Raw genomic sequence first — 17,895 nt, 5'->3', positions numbered from 1 at the left:
TTCCCGGCCCAGCGTCAAGGTATGCTTACGCCGCACCACCCAACAAAGCGGCGTTGCCGCCCGCGGCTGTGGTATCAACGCAGACGTGGCGTTCGCCCAGCACACGGCTGCGGTCAGGCAGCCCGGGGATCAGCGGCAGGATCGGACCGGCGCGGCGGGCCAGATGGCGTTCGATCTCCGCTGCTGTATCTTCGTCTCCCCACCAAAGAACGCCCGAGATTCCGGCCACGTTCTCTAGCCTGTGCAAATCCAAAGTGCCGGTTGCCTGAATGGCAGTGCCCCCCAAGGCCTCAACAGCTTGGGCTTGCGCGCGCGCCGCATCAGGGCCAGGGCCCATGCACAACAACGGGGCAAGGGGAAATTCGCTCAACCGGTTGGATTCCCCAGTCGGGCCGGGCAGAGATTTGGTTTGCACCGGCGCCGGCGACCCCTGAGCATCTGGCAATTCGCTCATGGTGTTGTCCCATTGCGCGGCGACCTGCTGCCGGTTGGGGGCGCAGAATCGGGTCATGTAGTTTGGACCGCCTGCTTTGGGTCCGGTGCCTGACAGACCTTCGCCCCCAAAAGGTTGAGACCCCACAATCGCTCCGATCTGGTTACGATTGACGTAGATATTTCCAGCATGCACCGCTTCGGTGATGTGCTGAACGCGATCGTCGATCCGCGTGTGCAGGCCAAACGTCAATCCGTACCCGGTTGCGTTGATGTCCGCGATGACCTGATCGATGTCAGAGGCTTTGAACCGCACGACGTGCAGAACCGGTCCGAATATCTCATGTTCAAGCGCCGCGATTCCGGGAATTTCGATCAAGGTCGGTGCAATGAACGTCCCTTCGGGCGGTGTGGGCATCTCTTTCAGTACGCGCCCCTCGGCCCGCGCCTTTGCGATGTGATCTGCGATACCTTGCCGCGCGGCCTCGTCGATGACCGGGCCGCAATCGGTTGAGATCAACCACGGGTCGCCCAGCTGCAGGACCTCCATCGCACCGGTAAGCATGGTGAGCAGGTCATCGGCGATGTCCTCTTGTACATAAAGGCAGCGCAAGGCTGAGCAGCGTTGCCCGGCTGACTGAAACGCACTTTCAATGATCGACTGAACGGCTTGTTCGGGCAGGGCGGTGCTGTCCACGATCATCGCGTTCAAACCGCCGGTCTCGGCGATCAGCGGCGTGCCGGGGCGCATGTGGTCGGCCATGGCTGCGCGGATTTTCATTGCGGTCGCAGTGGACCCGGTGAAGGCCACGCCCGAGACGCGCGGGTCTGACGTCAGCGCGGCGCCGACCGCAGGGCCCCCGGGCAGCAGCTGCAGCGTGTCGCGGGGGATACCAGCTTCGTGCAAGAGTTGGACGGCCCGGTGAGCGATCAGGGGCGTTTGTGGCGCGGGTTTCGCAAGAACCGCATTTCCAGTGGCTAAGGCAGCAGAGATTTGCCCGGTGAAAATCGCCAACGGAAAGTTCCACGGGCTGATGCAGGTGAAGATGCCTGCCGGTTCGGCCTCGGGGATATTCGCCGCGTAATAGCGCAGGAAATCGACCGCCTCGCGCAGCTCAGCCACCGCGTCGGGAACGGTTTTTCCTGCCTCGCGCGCGAGCAGGGCGATAAGCTCGCCAAAATGTGCCTCATACAAATCGGCCGCCGCGTTCAGGATGCGGCATCGGTCAGCTGGTGGTGTTTGCCATGGAGAGGCAGACGCCAGCGCAAGCTCCACGTCTGCTGCACTGGCCGGGGCGACAGCGCCAGGACGGTCCTGCGGTTGCGCAGGGTTGGTAACGGCTTGATCCTGTTCCGGGTTTGCATCGCCGGACAATAACGGCTGTGCATACCAATGGTGCGCCCGGAACGCATCTCGCGCGGCATCGATTCTGTCCAGCGTTGGGGTATGGTGCAGATCGAACCCTTTAGAGTTCTTTCTTTCCGGCTGGAACAGGTCCGGGCCAGTTGGCAGGGGCCGGGTCTGCTCCTTCAGGGTCAGGAACGGATCCGCCGCAACGTCCTCTGGCGGAACAGTCTCATCCACGATTTGGTTCACGAAGGACGAGTTCGCCCCGTTCTCGAGCAATCGCCGCACCAGATAGGCCAGCAGATCCCGATGCGCCCCGACCGGAGCATAAATTCGACAGCGCGTGTTGTTTTGGTCTTTGACCAGTTGATGCAGGGTCTCGCCCATGCCGTGCAGGCGTTGGAATTCGTATGGCTGGTCATCCGCCATATTCAGGATTGCACTGACGGTATGCGCATTATGAGTGGCGAATTGCGGATAAATCCGGTCCGTCATGCCCAGCAGTTTGCGGGCATTGGCGATGTACGAGATATCCGTCGCGGCCTTGCGGGTGAATACGGGGAAGCCATCGACGCCCTCGACCTGGGCGCGCTTGATCTCGGTATCCCAATAGGCACCTTTCACCAGCCGAACCATCAGTTTGCGGTCGTGACGTTCAGCCATTTCGTACAGCGTATCCAGAACGACCCCGGCACGCGGACCATAGGCCTGAACCACAATGCCCAAACCATCCCAGCCGGTCAGAGCAGGCTCGGCGATTACCGCCTCAATGACCTGCAGGGACAACGATAGGCGGTCGGCCTCTTCGGCGTCCACGTTCAGGCCCATACCCGCCGCTTTAGCCAGCAGGGCCAGTGCGCGCAGCCGCGGCACCAGTTCGTCCATCACACGGTCTTCCTGCGCCAACTCATAGCGTGGATGCAGCGCCGACAGCTTGACGGAGATCCCCGGGTTGGCGCGGATGTCATCGTGGGTGCAGGCCTCGGCAATGGCAGCAATCGCCCGCGAGTAAGACAGGTGATAGCGCGCGGCATCTGCTTCGGTCCGGGCGGCTTCGCCCAGCATGTCATAGGAATAAGTGTAGCCCTTGGCCTCCATCCCGCTGGCGCGGTCCATGGCGGACTGAATCGTTTCGCCTAGCACGAACTGGCGACCCATTTCTTTCATCGCGCGCCCGACGGCGGTGCGGATCACCGGTTCGCCCAGCCGCTTGATGGCACCGCGCAATACACCGACCGGAGAGGTCTTGTCTTCGTCCAGTACTTTGCCAGTCAGCATCAGCGCCCAGGTGGATGCATTGACCAAAGAGGACGACGATTGCCCAAGGTGTTTCCCCCAGTCGGACGGCGCGATCTTATCTTCGATCAGCGCGTCGATCGTATCGGCGTCGGGGACCCGCAGCAGTGCTTCGGCCAAGCACATCAGCGCGACGCCTTCGTCAGTGGACAGGCCGTATTCGGCCAGAAAGACCTCCATCATGCCTGGCGAGGTGCTGGACCGGATGTCCCGTACCAATTGCGCCGCTGTCGCGCAGATTGCGGCGCGATCAGAATCACTCAGGTCAGCTTGCAGGATCAGTGCGTCAAGGACGGCAGACTGATCTGCATAGGTTTGGCCATCGATATGGGTGCGCAGGCTGTGTGACATAAATCCTCCGGTCTTTTGAGTAATATAGTGTCGATTTTCCGGGTCGATGGACTTAAATTAGGAGAATGATAGGCGTTCAGCCTGAATTTTGGGGCTCAAACGATGCAAAAGGACTTTCCGGAGTTAGACCGGTTCGACAGGTCAATTCTGACTATTCTGGCAGAGGATGGCCGCATCCCCGTCGCGGACCTTGCAAGGCGTATCGGGCTGTCCAAGTCCCCGACGCAAGCGCGGGTCAAGCGTCTTGAGGCCGATGGGATCATCACTGGATACCGGGCCATGCTGGACCCCATTCGCCTCGGGTTGGATCACGTGGCTTTTGTTGAGGTCCGCCTGACCGACACGCGTGAGAAGGCGTTGGCCGAGTTCAACGCCGCCGTGCGCAAAGTACCGGAAATCGAGCAAGCTCATATGATCGCGTCAAATTTCGACTATCTTTTGAAGATCCGCACCGGTTCGATGTCGGAATATCGTGCGGTACTGGCCGAGAAAATCTCATCCCTGCCGCATGTCGCCAGCACCTCTACCTTCGTGGCGATGGAGGCCGTGAAGGAAACCGGCGTGTCCGGTGCTTTGGATACGATAGGTTGACGAACGCCCTCCACGGGTCACCATTGGCGTATGAAACGCTTAGCTTATGCCCATGTCTTTTGTGTGCTGACCGCGTTTGCGGCCCATGCTCAGGACTGCCCCGTATCACCCGATCATACCGCAGATGTGTCTGCAGTCTTGGCGCAAATCCAATCGGCCAATTCCGAACAGGGCGCGCGTGCCTTGTCTAGTCAATTGTGGGAGTTTTGGACCGATGCCCCGGACGAGCAGGCTCAGGCGGTGCTGGATCGGGGAATGACACGCCGAAACGCATGGGACCTGTTGGGGGCGATCGAGGATTTTGACAAGCTGATCGCCTATTGCCCAACCTATGCAGAAGGGTACAACCAACGGGCCTTTGCCCACTACCTGCGGCAGGATTTCCAATCTGCCCTTCCTGATCTGGACAAGGCTATCGAGCTGTCACCCAATCATGTGGCAGCGATCAGCGGTCGCGCACTGACCTTGCTGGGCCTTCAGCGCATTGATGAAGCGCGCGAGGCTCTCTCGCAGGCTTTGGAATTGAACCCGTGGCTTTCCGAACGCCACCTGATGGCAAAGGGTGGGCCGCTGGCATTGTCCGGTGAGGACATCTGAAACGAAAAACGCCCCCGAAACCGTAAAGGCCGGGGGCGTTTCGTTTTGGTTCGGCTTAACCGACCAGACCGTTATCAGCGCGCTTGATCGCGATCACCGACGAACGCGGCGTACCACCATCGGGCCAGTTGCTGCCGGGGTGCTGAATTCCGACAAACATGGTGCGCAGGTCGCTGGACCAGGCCAGGCCGGTGACTTCACAGCCGTTCGGGCCGGTCATGAAGCGCGCAATCTCGCCGGTGATCGGATCGCCAACCAGCATCTGGTTGTTGCCGTTTCCTGCGAAGTCTTCCTCGTTGTCGTCATTGCCGTCTGTCTGGATCCAGATCAGGCCGGTCGAGTCGATGACCATGCCATCGGGCGAGTTGAACAGGTTACCCTCGTTCACATTCGCTGATCCGGCGCGGGCATCCGAGTGCACGGTCGGGTTGCCTGCCATGACATACAGATCCCAGTCGAACCCTTCGGCGGCGTGGTCGTCGTTGGCCGGACGCCAGCGCACGATCTGGCCGTACTTATTGGCCTCGCGCGGGTTCGGACCGTTGACCGAGGTGTCGTCACCGCCAGCATTCGGCTTTACGCCGCGGTTCTTGTTGTTGGTCAGGCAGCAATAGGCCTCGACCGCAACAGGGCTGGAGGCCACCCACTCGGGGCGGTCCATGGTGGTGCCGCCGACCTTGGAGGCCGCCATACGGGTGAAGATCGAAATCTCGGCTTGTTCCATGCCGGTGGTTTCCGGGGTCAGAGCCAGCCATTCGCCAGTGGCGTCGTCGTTGAACTTGGCGACATAAAGCGTTCCGTCGTTCAGCAGGCTCTCGGTTTCGCCGCCCGGCTGATAGGTGCCGTTCGAGACGAACTTGTACAGGTACTCGCCCCGCTCATCATCGCCCATGTAGACAACCACGCGGCCATCAGCAGCCAGGGTCACCTCGGCATTCTCGTGCTTGAAACGGCCCAGACCGGTGTGCTTGACCGGAGTGCTGTCCGGTTTGGTTGGGTCGATTTCAACGATCCACCCCGCGCGGTGCGGTTCGTTGGGGTTTTTCGACGTGTCGAAACGCGGGTCGAACAGTTCATATCCGTTCCAGCTTTCGGCTTTGACGCCATAACGCTTGAAGCCGTCTGCAACCGCTTGCTCGTAGCTGGCGTTTTCGTTCGACGAGCCGAAGTAACCGTTAAAGTTCTCTTCGCAGGTCAGATACGTGCCCCAGGGCGTCTTGCCCGCACCACAGTTGTTCATTGTACCCAGAGACGCGGTACCGGTCGGATCGGCCTCGGTCTTCAGCAGGTCGTGACCCGCGGCAGGACCAACGATTTTCATCGGAGTGTTGTGGTGGATGCGGCGGTTGAAGGGGCTGTCTTTGACAACCGACCAACCGTCGGGGCCTTCGGCGATTTCCATCACGGTAACGCCCTGAATGTTTTGCAGTTTCAGAACATCATCAGCGTTGGCGGGAACACCTTCCTGCGCAGCCGGCATGTTGATCTTGCGATTTGGATACTCGTGGTTGATCGCGATCAGCTCGTGACCCTGGAACGAGAATGTCTCCATGCCATCGGTATTTTCACCAAAGATTCGGTCCGATTTTTCGACCGGGCCACCCTCGGTGATGTCATAGCCGTCCGCGTCCGAGAACAGCGGATCGCCCCAACGCGTCATGACCTTCCATTCGTATCCTTCAGGTACATGCACCGTGCCGTCGGTTTGTGCAGCGATCGGCTTGAAGGCAAAGCGCGACGCTTCTGCCGCCTGCGCCGAGGTCGAGCTGAGCAGGCCAGTGCCCATAACGGCCGCGCCTGAGCCAAACGCCAGAACGCCACCCAGGAACCCACGGCGGGAAATTGCGCTTTCGACAACGCGGTCAAAGTCGTTTTCCTCGGGGCGGGGGAAGTGCAGCTCGTCCCAATCGTCGGCGGACAGGTTGGTCGAATCAACGTCTTTCATGGATAGCTCCTGGCTGTCTGAGTGAATTTGGTGAACGCGACTTAGGGACTCTTTGTGACAGGTTCGTAACGGTTGCATGAAGGATTTAGGACGGGTCACTGGTGTTCAAATTCGCTTTTGGTTTTTGGTATGAAAATCAATGTATCAGCGCAGAAATCGGTTTGAAAATCACGATGCGGTGCCATTCGGTCGCAGGGCAACCAATCATCCCGCGCAACTTGGTGAATTCAAGGGGCAGCGCGCATGACAGATTGAAACTTGTGGCTGCAATGAATTTGAAATCTGCTTTCGAACGGCGCTTGACGGCATCTGACGCATCGCATAAACCAGCCAACGCTGAGCGGGCGTCGTATACTGGCTATTACCTCAGCCTTCCAAGCTGATGAAGCGGGTTCGATTCCCGCCGCCCGCTCCAAGTCAGCCCCCAAATTCTGCGTCAAATGGCCCTTTTTGTAAGGGGTGTATATTGTGGTTCTTGACCCCGCTGGCGACGGTCGCCAAGAAGCGGGAACTTTAGTGCGAACACGACGTAAGGGCCGAATATGGCGAACTCTGCCTCAGCCAACTCCAAGGGCAAATCTGCACCCGGCGCGACGGAAGAGCGCGCGGGATCGCGGAAAATTGGCGTTTTGTCTTCTCTTTGGCCGTTCATGAAGCCTTATCGCCTGCTGATGATCGGCGCGACGTTGGCGCTGGTTTTGACGGCCAGCATGACGTTGACTCTGCCACTGGCAGTTCGCCGCGTTGTCGATAACTTTCGCATCGAGGATGGCGAGCTGCTGGATTGGTACTTTCTTGCAGCTCTGGTCATTGCCGCCGTTTTGGCAGTCGGGACGGGGATCCGCTATGCCCTCGTCACCCGGCTGGGAGAGCGCGTCGTCGCTGACATTCGCAAAGCTGTGTTCGACCGCGTAATCGGGATGAGCCCTGAATTTTATGAACGTATTATGACCGGCGAAGTGCTCAGCCGGATTACGACTGACACCACACTGATTCAGTCTGTTCTGGGATCGTCAGTCTCGATCGCGCTGCGCAATCTGCTCATGTTCGTCGGCGGGCTGGTTCTGATGCTGCTGACCTCGGCCAAACTGACCGGAATGGTGCTATTGCTGATCCCGGTCGTGGTTGTCCCAATTCTGGTTCTCGGCCGCCGCCTTCGGGTGATCAGCCGGGAGAACCAGGATTGGATCGCAGCTTCCTCCGGAAATGCGGGCGAGGCTTTGGGCGCGGTGCAGACCGTCCAAGCCTTTACCCATGAGCAGGCCAGCCGCAAGCAGTTCGGCGATATGACCGAGACCTCGTACATCGTCTCGCTGCGGCGTATTCAGACCCGTGCTGTGCTGACTGTGATCGTGATCTTCTTGGTCTTTTCTGGGATCGTCGGCGTGCTCTGGATGGGCGCAAATGATGTCCGCGACGGGGTCATGACCGAAGGCGTTCTGATTCAGTTCGTGATCTACTCGATCATCATGGCCGGTTCCGTCGCCGCCCTGTCCGAAATCTGGAGCGAATTGCAACGCGCAGCGGGTGCGACCGAGCGATTGGTCGAGTTGCTGAATGCCGAGGATACTGTAACCGATCCCGCAAAAGCGGCATCGCTGCCGTCGCCCGTGCGCGGTGAAATTCGGTTCGACAATGTCACCTTCCACTACCCGGCCCGGCCTGATGTCGTCGCCTTGGACCAGCTGAGCCTGTCGATCAAACCGGGTGAAACCGTCGCCTTCGTCGGCCCGTCCGGTGCCGGTAAAACGACGGTCATCCAGATGATCCAGCGGTTCTACGATCCCGATATTGGCCATGTCAGTCTGGATGGCGTCGACCTGCGCGATCTGGACCGGTCCGATTTCCGCCAACACATGGCTTTGGTACCGCAAGATCCGATCATTTTTGCTGCGTCGGCTCGTGAGAACATTCGGTTCGGACGTCTGGACGCAACCGATGCCGAGGTTGAAGCCGCCGCGCGCGCCGCGGCTGCGCATGAGTTCATCTCGAAGCTGCCCGAAGGGTATGACAGCTTTGTCGGTGAACGCGGTGTGATGCTGTCGGGTGGTCAGAAACAGCGGATCGCCATCGCCCGCGCCATTCTGCGTGACGCGCCAGTTCTGCTGCTGGACGAGGCGACCTCGGCGCTGGATGCCGAAAGCGAACGCGCGGTGCAGGGCGCCGTCGACCAGATGCGGGCAGGGCGCACCACGCTGATCGTGGCCCACCGTCTTGCGACCGTGAAAAAGGCAGACCGGATTGTGGTTATGGAGGCCGGGCAGATCGTGGCGCAGGGCACCCACGAGGATCTGGTGGATCAGGATGGTCTTTACGCCCGTCTTGCGCGCCTGCAATTCACCGACGGCGTTGCGGCAGAATAAGCTTACGCGAGGGAAATCGCCGCGCGTCGCTGCGTAACACTACAAAATCGACCATCGCACCACTAACCCGTCGCTTGCACCTGCGCGGTTTTGATCCCATCTTGCTTGAGGAGACAACCGCGCGAGACGTGGGAGAAGAACAGGGAGGAGCCACATGGCCTTTGTGGGTTTGGAAGACAAGGCGAGGATTGAGCAGGAAATGTCGTGGGAAGATCGGGATGTTCCGGTCACATTCCACCAGTTGCTGTCGCGTACGGCGGGCAAATTCCCAAACAGTAATGCGGTCAGTTTTCAGCTGTTGTCCGGTCCGACGGACAAGGCAGAGACGCTGACGTGGTCGCAGCTGCTGGGCAAGGTCAATCAGGCCGCAAACCTGTTCCGGTCATTGGGCATCGGTGAAAAAGACGTAGTAGCTTATGTGCTGCCAAACTGTAACGAAACACTGGTCACTATGATGGGCGGCGCGGTCGCCGGTATCGTGAACCCGATCAACCCGCTGCTAGAGCCCGAACAGATCGCTGCGATCCTGCGCGAGACCGGGGCCAAGGTGGTCGTGACGCTCAAGTCATTCCCGAAAACGGATGTGGCACAAAAGGTCGAAGAGGCGGTGCGGCATGCGCCAAATGTCAAAACCATCCTCGAGATTGACCTCAACCGATATCTGACCCCGCCAAAGTCCTGGCTGGTGCCGTTCCTGCGTCCGAAAATGGGCGACAAGGAGAAACTGGCGCACGCAGACTACAAGAATTTCAACAAAGAACTGGCTAAACAGCCGACCACGCTGACGTTTGAGGACAGCAAGGAAGATCGCGTTGCCTGTTATTTCCATACCGGCGGGACGACCGGTATGCCGAAAGTTGCGCAGCACAAATACTCGGGCCTGATCTACAATGGTTGGCTTGGCCACACGCTGCTGTTCTCGGACGAAGACGTGATCATGTGTCCACTGCCCATGTTCCACGTATTCGCGGTGCATGTAATCATGATGGCGGCGGTGTCGTCTGGTGCACACGTGATCTTCCCGACACCTGCAGGGTATCGCGGTGACGGCGTATTCGACAATTTCTGGAAGCTGATCGAACGTTGGAAGGTGACGTTTATCATCACTGTTCCAACCGCAATTGCGGCCAAGATGCAGCGTCCGGTAGACGCAGATATCTCAAGCGTAAAAACGGCCTTCTCGGGCTCGGCCCCGCTTCCGGTCGAACTGTTCCGGCGGTTCGAAGAGGCAACTGGCGTCACCATCGTCGAAGGCTATGGCCTGACCGAGGCGACCTGTCTGGTGTCCTGCAACCCGGTGGATGGCGAAAAGAAGATCGGCTCGATCGGTATTCCGTTCCCCTACACGGATGTAAAAATCCTGCAGGATGGACCGGACGGTCCGAAAGAATGCGGTGCGGATGAAATCGGTGAGATCTGCATTTCGAACCCCGGTGTCTACGCGGGCAACACCTACACCGAGGCCGACAAGAACGTTGATCTGTACCATTTCGACAAGTACCTGCGCACAGGCGATCTGGGTCGGTTCGACGAAGATGGCTATCTTTGGATCACCGGCCGCGCCAAGGATCTGATCATTCGTGGCGGTCACAACATTGACCCCGCCGAGATCGAAGAGGCGCTGCTGGGGCACGATGCTGTGGCCTTTGCCGGTGCCATCGGACAGCCTGATCCCTACGCGGGCGAAGTCCCTTGTGCCTTTGTTGAACTGGTCGATGGTGCCTCGGTGACCGAAAAGGAACTGATGGAATATTGCGGCGTGCATGTCCACGAGCGTGCAGCACAGCCCAAGCACATGACCATTTTGGACGAATTGCCAAAAACCGCAGTTGGCAAGGTCTTTAAGCCTGAGCTGCGTAAACAGGCCATCACGCGCATCTACAACGGTGCGTTGGAAGAGGCCGGTCTAGGCGCGCGCGTGGTGTCGGTGACCGACGACAAGAAACGTGGGCTTGTCGCGCAGCTTGACGCGAACGGTTCCTCCGAGGACGATGTCAGCAAAGTGCTGGGAACGTATACCCGGCCGTGGGAATGGGCTGCCTGACCGGGAGGGGACATGGATTATGAACGTCTGATTGATGAAGAAACCTGGGCGTTCATAAAACGAACGGCTGAAAGCTATCCTGATGATGCGGTCGACTTGTCGATCGAATATCAGCGCGGCGTGTATGACGCGATGTGCAAGGACTTTCGCCAACCTCGCCCGCCGGGGGTTGAAACACAGGACAGGCACGCCGATGGCGTGCCTGTTCGCGTCTACACCGCAGGAAACCCCACCAGAACTGTAATCTACTTTCACGGAGGCGGTTTTGTAGTTGGTGGTCTGGACAGCCACGATGACGTTTGTGCAGAGATCTGCGCGCAAACCGGGTACAGGGTTGTAGCGGTGGATTATCGCCTGTGCCCCGAACATGTCCATCCGGCGCAGTTTCAGGATAGCTGGACTGCAACGAATTGGGTCGTACAGGAATTCGGCGATCCGATTGTCCTTGCCGGGGACAGCGCCGGTGGAAATCTTGCCGCGGCTGTAGCGCATCATGGTCGAGGACGGCTGGGCAATTTTCTAGGCCAGGTGCTAATCTATCCCGGACTGGGCGGAGATACATCGAAAGGATCGTATGTCGAACACGCCCACGCGCCGCTTTTGACACTGGACGAAGTTCGTTTCTATGAGAAAGTCCGTTGCGGCGGCAATATTCCGGATAGTGACCCGACCTTTGCGCCGCTCCACGATACCGATTTCTCGGACCTGCCGCCGACCGTTGTGGTGACTGCGGATTGCGACCCGCTGCGAGATGACGGGCCCAGCTATTGCGGCAAGATCACTGCCGCAGGTGGGCAGGCGCATTGGATCAACGAACCTGGCCTTGTCCACGGTTATCTGCGCGCGCGCACCAGTGTGAAGCGCGCCGCAGAAAGCTTTGAGAGGATTTCGGTCGCCATCGAGGCGCTAGGCCAGAGTATCTGGCCCTACGACTGATTACTTCAGGAACGGTTGTGCTTTCATCGTTTCGGCGATCGGTGCACCCATCCGGTCCAGAATCGTTGGTGCAAGTTGCAATTGGTCGATCACTGTGTCGACCTCAGGACCTTCGGCGTCGCCAAAGTAGTAAAGCGCGGTCTCCTGTTGCAGCGCGCTGCGACCGCCATGGTGGCCACGTTCGTCCTGGCCGTGATCGGCGGTTACGATCACCTCATATCCCAATTGCCGCCAGCGGGGGATGAAGGGCGCCAGCATTTCGTCGGCAACAAAACAGGCGTGATCCATTTCTTCGCAGTCGTGGAAGAATCGATGCCCCATACTGTCCAGCGTGCAGGTATGCAGAATGCCGTAGTCCAACCCAAACCGCAGACACAGGTTGGTCAGCGTGCCGTACAGGTCGACGTCGGACGGCGTCATCTGGTTGGCCTTCCCATAGCCGGTCATCGTGTGGAAACGGCCGTGGTTGATCGTCTTGCTCTCTGGCTCGTCATACTCGATATCGCGGACGTAATCGAAGGGATGGCGATTGAAGAATTGCGACCAATAGCTGTGGGTGACGGCTCCGGTCACGCCGCCGACTTCGCGCACCTGGCTGAACACGTCTTTGTGGTCTAGCCGGAATACGTTGCCGTTGCCGGTGCAGCCGTGTTCCTGAGGGGTGACGCCGGTATGGATCGAGGCATAGCAACTGGCCGAGGTCGACGGCAGGACCGCACGCATTTTCCAGACCCGCGCTTCGCCGCTGTCGACCCAACCTTCAAGGTTGCCAAACAAGCGACGGAAATTGCGCCACGGAACGCCGTCCAGAATGATGAGAAGTAGTTTACGGTCCATGTTCCGGCCTTTTGTTCTGATATGCGGCGACCCTATGGGATTCGAACCAACAGTCCTGCCCGTTCGCGCCCCCAATAGCAAAATCCCGACACCTGTCATTCAACAAGGCGCCGGGATTTCGAATTTTCATCGAACTGTCACGAAGCGATCAGTTCCCTGCGCTCTCCATCTTGCGGTGGGCGACGACCTCTTCCAGCCAGCCCAGGTGCATTTCCGGCACCGAGCTCAGAAGTAGATCGGTATAGTCATCGAACGGTGGGCTCAGCACCTGCGACTTGGGGCCATAGCGGACCACGCGTCCCTGATACATCACCGCGATACTGTCGCTGATCGCGCGAACCGTCGCCAGATCGTGGGTGATGAACAGATAGGCCACATCCTCGATCTTTTGCAGATCCAACAGCAGTTTCAGAATGCCGTCCGCAACAAGAGGATCGAGCGCCGAGGTGACCTCATCGCAGATGATCATCTTGGGCTTGGCCGCCAGCGACCGCGCGATGCACACACGCTGTTTCTGGCCACCGGACAGTTCTGCGGGATAGCGATCGATGAACTTCTCACCCAACTCGATCTCATCCAACAGTTCGATGATCCGCTTGCGTTTTTCGGACCCGCGCATGTTGAAGTAGAACTCCAACGGACGACCGATGATCGTGCCAACGGTCTGACGTGGGTTCATCGCGACGTCGGCCATCTGATAGATCATTTGCAGCTCGCGCAGGTCTTCGCGCGTGCGCCCGGCCAGATCAGGGCTGAGCTTGCGCCCGGCGAAATTGATCTCACCATCGCGCGGCGGCAGCAGGCCGGTGATCACCCGTGCCAGCGTCGACTTGCCCGAACCGGACTCGCCCACGACGGCCAGCGTCTGCCCCGGATGAAGCTCGACATTGACGTTGTGCAATACGTCGAAATTCAGCCCCTTATAGCGCGCGGTGATGCCGTCAACGCTCAGCACCGGTTCCGGTGTGGGCTGCTTTTCTTCGTGTTCGATCGAGCGGACCGAGACCAGCGCCTGAGTGTATTCCTCTTGCGGGTTGTTGATGATCTGATCGGTGGTGCCGTATTCGACCGTGTTGCCCATCCGCAGAACCATGATGTCGTCGCTGACCTGAGCGACAACGGCAAGGTCGTGGGTGATGTACAGGGCAGCAACGCCAGTGTCGGCGATGGCCTCTTTGATCGCCATGAGAACGTCGATCTGCGTGGTCACGTCCAAAGCCGTGGTGGGTTCGTCGAACACCACCAGATCGGGCTCGGGACACAGCGCCAGTGCCGTCATACAGCGCTGCAGCTGACCACCCGAAACCTGGTGCGGGTAACGGTCGCCAATATTGTCAGGGTCGGGCAGACCCAGTTTGGCGAACAGTTCACGTGCACGGCCCTCGGCCTCTTTACGGCTGAACTTCTTTTGCTCGACCGCAGCCTCAACGACCTGATCCATGATCTTTTTGGCTGGGTTGAAGGACGCCGCGGCGGATTGGGACACATAGGTGACCTCGCCACCGCGCAGCTTGCGGATATCGCCATGCGAAGTTTTCAGTATATCGCGCCCGTTGACCCAGACCTCGCCCCCGGTGATTTTCACACCGCCACGGCCATAGGCCATCGAGGCCAGACCGATCGTGGATTTCCCGGCCCCCGATTCACCAATCAGGCCCAGCACCTTGCCGCGCTCGAGGTCAAAGCTGACCCCGTGCACGATTTCGATGTCATGGGGTTTTTCACCCGGCGGATAGACGGTCGCGCCAATCTTTAGGTCGCGGACCTTGAGAAGGGTATCACTCATCCCCGACCTCCTTTCAGCGATGTGGTACGGTTCAGAACCCAGTCAGCGACAAGGTTGACCGAGATAGCCAGCGTCGCGATAGCCACAGCGGGGTAAAGCGCCGCGCCAATGCCATAGACGATGCCATCCTTGTTTTCCTTCACGATGCCACCCCAGTCGGCCAGAGGCGGTTGAACGCCCAGACCAAGGAAAGACAGGGTTGAGACAAACAAAACCATGAAGATGAACCGCAGGCCCAATTCCGCAACCAGCGGAGACAGCGCGTTGGGCAGGATTTCCCGGAAGATGATCCAGACCTGACCTTCGCCGCGCAGCTTTGCAGCCTCGACATAGTCCATCACGGCAATATCCACGGCCACGGCACGGGCCAGTCGGTAAACGCGGGTTGAGTCCAGCAAACCCATGACGATGATCAGGACGGGAACGGTGACCGGCACCATCGCCAGAACCACAAGCGCAAAGATCAGTGTCGGGATCGACATGATCAGATCCACGGCACGTGACATGACCTGATCAGCCCAGCCGCCCAGAACAGCGGCCAGAAAGCCAAGGATCGAACCTGTTACAAAGCTGAGGATGGTCGCAGCGGTGGCAATAAAGATCGTCGTGCGCCCGCCATAGATCATACGGCTGAGAAGATCGCGGCCAATGTTGTCGGTGCCCAGCCAGAATTGCGAACTGGACGGCTCCCACACGTCGCCGACGACCTCGGCCATGCCATAGGGGGCCAGCACAGGCGCGAAAATGGCGATGATGAAGTACAGGGCTGTGAAGGCCAGCCCGATCATTGCAGAGATTGGGATATTCTTCATTTCGGATGCCTCAGCCTTGGGTTGGCCAGAATGGCAACGATGTCTGCAATCATGTTCAGTCCGATGTAGATAGCAGCGAAGATCACGCCGCAGGCCAGAACCACCGGCACGTCACGCTTGGTCACGTGGTCCACCAGGTACTGCCCCATGCCGGGATAAACGAACACCACCTCAACCACGACGACGCCGACAACCAGGTATGCCAGGTTCAGCATCACCACGTTAACGATAGGCGCAACCGCGTTGGGGAAAGCGTGGCGGTAGATGACCTGAAAATTGCTCAGGCCTTTCAGTTCGGCTGTTTCGACATAGGCCGACTGCATCACGTTCAGGATTGCCGCGCGAGTCATGCGCATCATATGTGCGAGAACGACCAGCGTCAGCACGATGACTGGTAGGGCGATAGAATTCAGTTTTTGTCCGAAGGACATGCTGTCGTTGATCATCGCCAGAGGCGAGAACATGCCCAGCTTAACAGCAACGAAATAGACCAGAACGTAACCGATCAGGAATTCGGGGATGGAAATCGTGGTCAAGGTCACAGCTGAAATCAGCTTGTCCGGCCAGCGATTGCGATAGCGGACGGCCAGCAGGCCGAGGAAGATGGCAAGTGGAACCGATACGATTGCGGCCCAGAACGCCAGAAACAGAGTGTTGCCCAGACGGTTGCCGATCGAATCCGCAATATCCAGCTTGTTTGTAAGGGATTGACCCAGATCGCCCTGCAGGATGCCACCCAGCCATTCAAAATAGCGGGTCAGGGCCGGGCGGTTCAGGCCCATTTCTTCGCGCAGGTTTGCCAGCGCTTCAGGGGTTGCAGCTTGACCCAGGACCGCTTGCGCAGCGTCGCCGGGCAGGGCTTCGGTGAGGCCGAATATCAGAGCCGATGCACCGAAGAGAAGCAGGAGTCCCAGCGCCAGGCGCTGGGAAACCAGTTTGATGATAGGATGCATTAACTGTGGGCCCTATCAGGAGAACCACATTTTGCGGGACATATTGCCGTTCATCATCTCTTGGGTGGGATCGTTTTCCCAACCTTCGAGCTGATTGGTAACACCCTCGACAAAGTCGTTGAACATCGGGCAGATCAGACCGCCTTGATCGCGGACCATCATGCCCATCTTGCTGTAGATGTCCTTGCGTTTGTCGTTGTCCAGTTCGGCGCGTGCCGCGAACAGCATTTCGTCGAATTCCGGAATCTTGAAGCGGGTGTCGTTCCAGTCGGCAGTCGACAGGTACGCGGTCGCGTACATCTGGTCCTGCACCGGACGGCCGCCCCAGTAGGACGCACAGAATGGCTGAACATTCCAGACCTCGGACCAGTAACCATCGTTTGGCTCGCGCTTGATTTCAAGCGGGATACCCGCCTGAGCAGCGCTTTGCTGGAACAGAGCAGCAGCATCCACAGCACCCGGGAAGGCGCCGTCTGCAACACGCAGGATGATCGGCGAACCGTCATGGCCGGACTTCTGGTAGTGCTCCGCCGCTTTTTCGAGGCTGAATTCGCGCTGCGGGATTGAGCCGTCAAAGAGCGGGTAGGCCGCGTTGATTGGCATGTCGTTGCCAATAGTGCCGTAACCGCGCAGAACCTTGTCGACCAAGTCCTGACGGTTGATGGCGTGCTTAAGCGCCAGACGCAGTTCGTTGTTGTCGAACGGTGCGGTGTCGCAGTGCATGATGAACACATAGTGTCCGCGACCTGCGGTCGAATGCACGGTCAGGTTTGGCGCGCGGCCCAGCAGATCGGCGACTTTTGGTTCAACGCGGTTGATCGCATGAACCTGACCGGATTGCAGTGCGGCGGTACGCGCAGTCGCATCGTTGATGACGATCACTTCGACACTGTCAAAGTTGCCGAAATCAGGGTTCCAGTGGTTTTCAAACTTTGTGTACATGTGGCGTACACCGGGCTCGTTCACTTCCACCTTGTATGGTCCTGTGCCGATACCTGCACCCGGATCGTCCATACCGCCATCCGGCTGAATGATGAGGTGGTAATCGGCCATCAGATAGGGAAGGTCGGCGTTGGGTTCAGTCAGCGTGACCTGGAAGTTGTCGCCATCGGCCTTCATCGACTCGATGCCCTTCATGATGCCCAGGGCACCGGACTTGGAGTCTTCGTTCGAGTGGCGCTGCATGGTCTTCAGCACGTCTTCGCTGGTCATGGTCTTGCCGTTGTGGAACTCGACACCCTGACGCAGTTTGAACGTCCAGACTTTGGCATCTGCGCTGCCTTCGACAGCTTCGGCGAGCCGCGGTTCGATCGACCCGTCGGGTGCAACCTCAACCAGTTGGTCTCCGAATTGCTTACCGTTCTGGAACGGCACCGAGCTGGCATAGGTGGCTGGGTCCAGCGAGTTGGTGGATTCACCGCCTTGCAGGCCAAACTTCAGGTCGCCACCCTTTTTGGGGCCCGCCGCGCGTGCAGCGTCTGCGAACATGGTGCTGGCCATCGCTGCCGACACACCCAGAGCCGCCGCTTTCCCCATGAATTCGCGGCGGGTAAGCTTGCCCGCTGTGACCTGACCGGCCATGTGAGTGAGTTGTTCGTTCATGT

12 protein-coding genes and 1 tRNA gene are annotated in these 17,895 nt (G+C 58.9%); 6 read left to right on the top strand and 7 right to left on the bottom strand.

Annotation, left to right across the window (positions count from 1 at the left end; all coding sequences use genetic code 11):
• Positions 1–25: 25 nt before the first annotated feature.
• Complete coding sequence (gene putA / locus ACR0MV_RS11255) at positions 26–3,427, bottom strand: bifunctional proline dehydrogenase/L-glutamate gamma-semialdehyde dehydrogenase PutA (RefSeq protein ID WP_480702176.1); 3,402 nt, start codon at positions 3,425–3,427, stop codon at positions 26–28.
• Positions 3,428–3,529: 102 nt separating this feature from the next.
• On the opposite strand from putA, the gene ACR0MV_RS11250 reads away from it, so the two are divergent.
• Complete coding sequence (locus ACR0MV_RS11250; protein WP_170466548.1) at positions 3,530–4,018, top strand: Lrp/AsnC family transcriptional regulator; 489 nt, start codon at positions 3,530–3,532, stop codon at positions 4,016–4,018.
• A 30-nt stretch (positions 4,019–4,048) separates the two neighbouring features.
• On the top strand, positions 4,049–4,615 hold the full coding sequence (locus ACR0MV_RS11245; RefSeq protein ID WP_480702175.1) for a tetratricopeptide repeat protein: 567 nt from the start codon (positions 4,049–4,051) through the stop codon (positions 4,613–4,615).
• A gap of 55 nt (positions 4,616–4,670) precedes the next feature.
• Here ACR0MV_RS11245 and ACR0MV_RS11240 read toward each other — a convergent pair whose 3' ends face one another.
• A complete protein-coding gene (locus tag ACR0MV_RS11240; RefSeq protein ID WP_480702174.1) occupies positions 4,671–6,560 on the bottom strand; it encodes a PhoX family protein in 1,890 nt (629 codons plus the stop codon).
• A gap of 340 nt (positions 6,561–6,900) precedes the next feature.
• On the opposite strand from ACR0MV_RS11240, the gene ACR0MV_RS11235 reads away from it, so the two are divergent.
• From ACR0MV_RS11235 to ACR0MV_RS11220, 4 genes are all read left to right on the top strand, one after another.
• A tRNA-Gly gene (locus tag ACR0MV_RS11235) sits at positions 6,901–6,975 on the top strand.
• Between the two features lie 127 nt (positions 6,976–7,102).
• Positions 7,103–8,923 carry an ABC transporter transmembrane domain-containing protein gene (locus ACR0MV_RS11230; RefSeq protein ID WP_480702173.1) on the top strand — a complete coding sequence of 607 codons (1,821 nt, stop codon included), beginning with the start codon at positions 7,103–7,105 and terminating at the stop codon, positions 8,921–8,923.
• Between the two features lie 154 nt (positions 8,924–9,077).
• Positions 9,078–10,967, top strand: a complete 1,890-nt coding sequence (locus tag ACR0MV_RS11225; RefSeq protein WP_480702172.1) for an acyl-CoA synthetase — start codon at positions 9,078–9,080, stop codon at positions 10,965–10,967.
• 12 nt (positions 10,968–10,979) lie between these two features.
• Positions 10,980–11,903: an alpha/beta hydrolase gene (locus tag ACR0MV_RS11220; RefSeq protein WP_480702171.1), complete on the top strand. Its 924-nt coding sequence runs from the start codon at positions 10,980–10,982 to the stop codon at positions 11,901–11,903.
• On the opposite strand, the gene ACR0MV_RS11215 is transcribed toward ACR0MV_RS11220, so the two are convergent.
• The 5 genes from ACR0MV_RS11215 to ACR0MV_RS11195 all read right to left on the bottom strand — a co-directional run bounded on the left by ACR0MV_RS11215 (position 11,904) and on the right by ACR0MV_RS11195 (position 17,893).
• On the bottom strand, positions 11,904–12,740 hold the full coding sequence (locus ACR0MV_RS11215) for an alkaline phosphatase family protein (RefSeq protein ID WP_170422953.1): 837 nt from the start codon (positions 12,738–12,740) through the stop codon (positions 11,904–11,906). It lies immediately after the preceding gene.
• Between the two features lie 148 nt (positions 12,741–12,888).
• Entirely contained in the window at positions 12,889–14,526 is a 1,638-nt protein-coding gene (locus tag ACR0MV_RS11210; protein WP_170422951.1) for an ABC transporter ATP-binding protein, read from the bottom strand.
• Positions 14,523–15,338, bottom strand: coding sequence for an ABC transporter permease (locus tag ACR0MV_RS11205; RefSeq protein ID WP_480702170.1), 816 nt, complete (start codon positions 15,336–15,338; stop codon positions 14,523–14,525). Before ACR0MV_RS11205 ends, ACR0MV_RS11210 begins: the two co-directional genes overlap by 4 nt.
• A complete protein-coding gene (locus ACR0MV_RS11200) occupies positions 15,335–16,291 on the bottom strand; it encodes an ABC transporter permease (RefSeq protein ID WP_170466523.1) in 957 nt (318 codons plus the stop codon). Before ACR0MV_RS11200 ends, ACR0MV_RS11205 begins: the two co-directional genes overlap by 4 nt.
• A gap of 15 nt (positions 16,292–16,306) precedes the next feature.
• Complete coding sequence (locus ACR0MV_RS11195; protein ID WP_170422945.1) at positions 16,307–17,893, bottom strand: ABC transporter substrate-binding protein; 1,587 nt, start codon at positions 17,891–17,893, stop codon at positions 16,307–16,309.
• Between the last annotated feature and the right edge of the window lie 2 nt (positions 17,894–17,895).

The sequence above is a fragment of the Ruegeria sp. BC3 genome, from assembly GCF_056539265.1.
This window is presented reverse-complemented; position numbering and strand designations above follow the sequence as displayed.

Coding starts and splice junctions, on each gene's coding strand:
- putA (WP_480702176.1), bottom strand. CDS start 3,427: ATGTCACACAGCCTGCGCACCCATATCGATGGCCAAACCTATGCAGAT.
- ACR0MV_RS11250 (WP_170466548.1), top strand. CDS start 3,530: ATGCAAAAGGACTTTCCGGAGTTAGACCGGTTCGACAGGTCAATTCTG.
- ACR0MV_RS11245 (WP_480702175.1), top strand. CDS start 4,049: ATGAAACGCTTAGCTTATGCCCATGTCTTTTGTGTGCTGACCGCGTTT.
- ACR0MV_RS11240 (WP_480702174.1), bottom strand. CDS start 6,560: ATGAAAGACGTTGATTCGACCAACCTGTCCGCCGACGATTGGGACGAG.
- ACR0MV_RS11230 (WP_480702173.1), top strand. CDS start 7,103: ATGGCGAACTCTGCCTCAGCCAACTCCAAGGGCAAATCTGCACCCGGC.
- ACR0MV_RS11225 (WP_480702172.1), top strand. CDS start 9,078: ATGGCCTTTGTGGGTTTGGAAGACAAGGCGAGGATTGAGCAGGAAATG.
- ACR0MV_RS11220 (WP_480702171.1), top strand. CDS start 10,980: ATGGATTATGAACGTCTGATTGATGAAGAAACCTGGGCGTTCATAAAA.
- ACR0MV_RS11215 (WP_170422953.1), bottom strand. CDS start 12,740: ATGGACCGTAAACTACTTCTCATCATTCTGGACGGCGTTCCGTGGCGC.
- ACR0MV_RS11210 (WP_170422951.1), bottom strand. CDS start 14,526: ATGAGTGATACCCTTCTCAAGGTCCGCGACCTAAAGATTGGCGCGACC.
- ACR0MV_RS11205 (WP_480702170.1), bottom strand. CDS start 15,338: ATGAAGAATATCCCAATCTCTGCAATGATCGGGCTGGCCTTCACAGCC.
- ACR0MV_RS11200 (WP_170466523.1), bottom strand. CDS start 16,291: ATGCATCCTATCATCAAACTGGTTTCCCAGCGCCTGGCGCTGGGACTC.
- ACR0MV_RS11195 (WP_170422945.1), bottom strand. CDS start 17,893: ATGAACGAACAACTCACTCACATGGCCGGTCAGGTCACAGCGGGCAAG.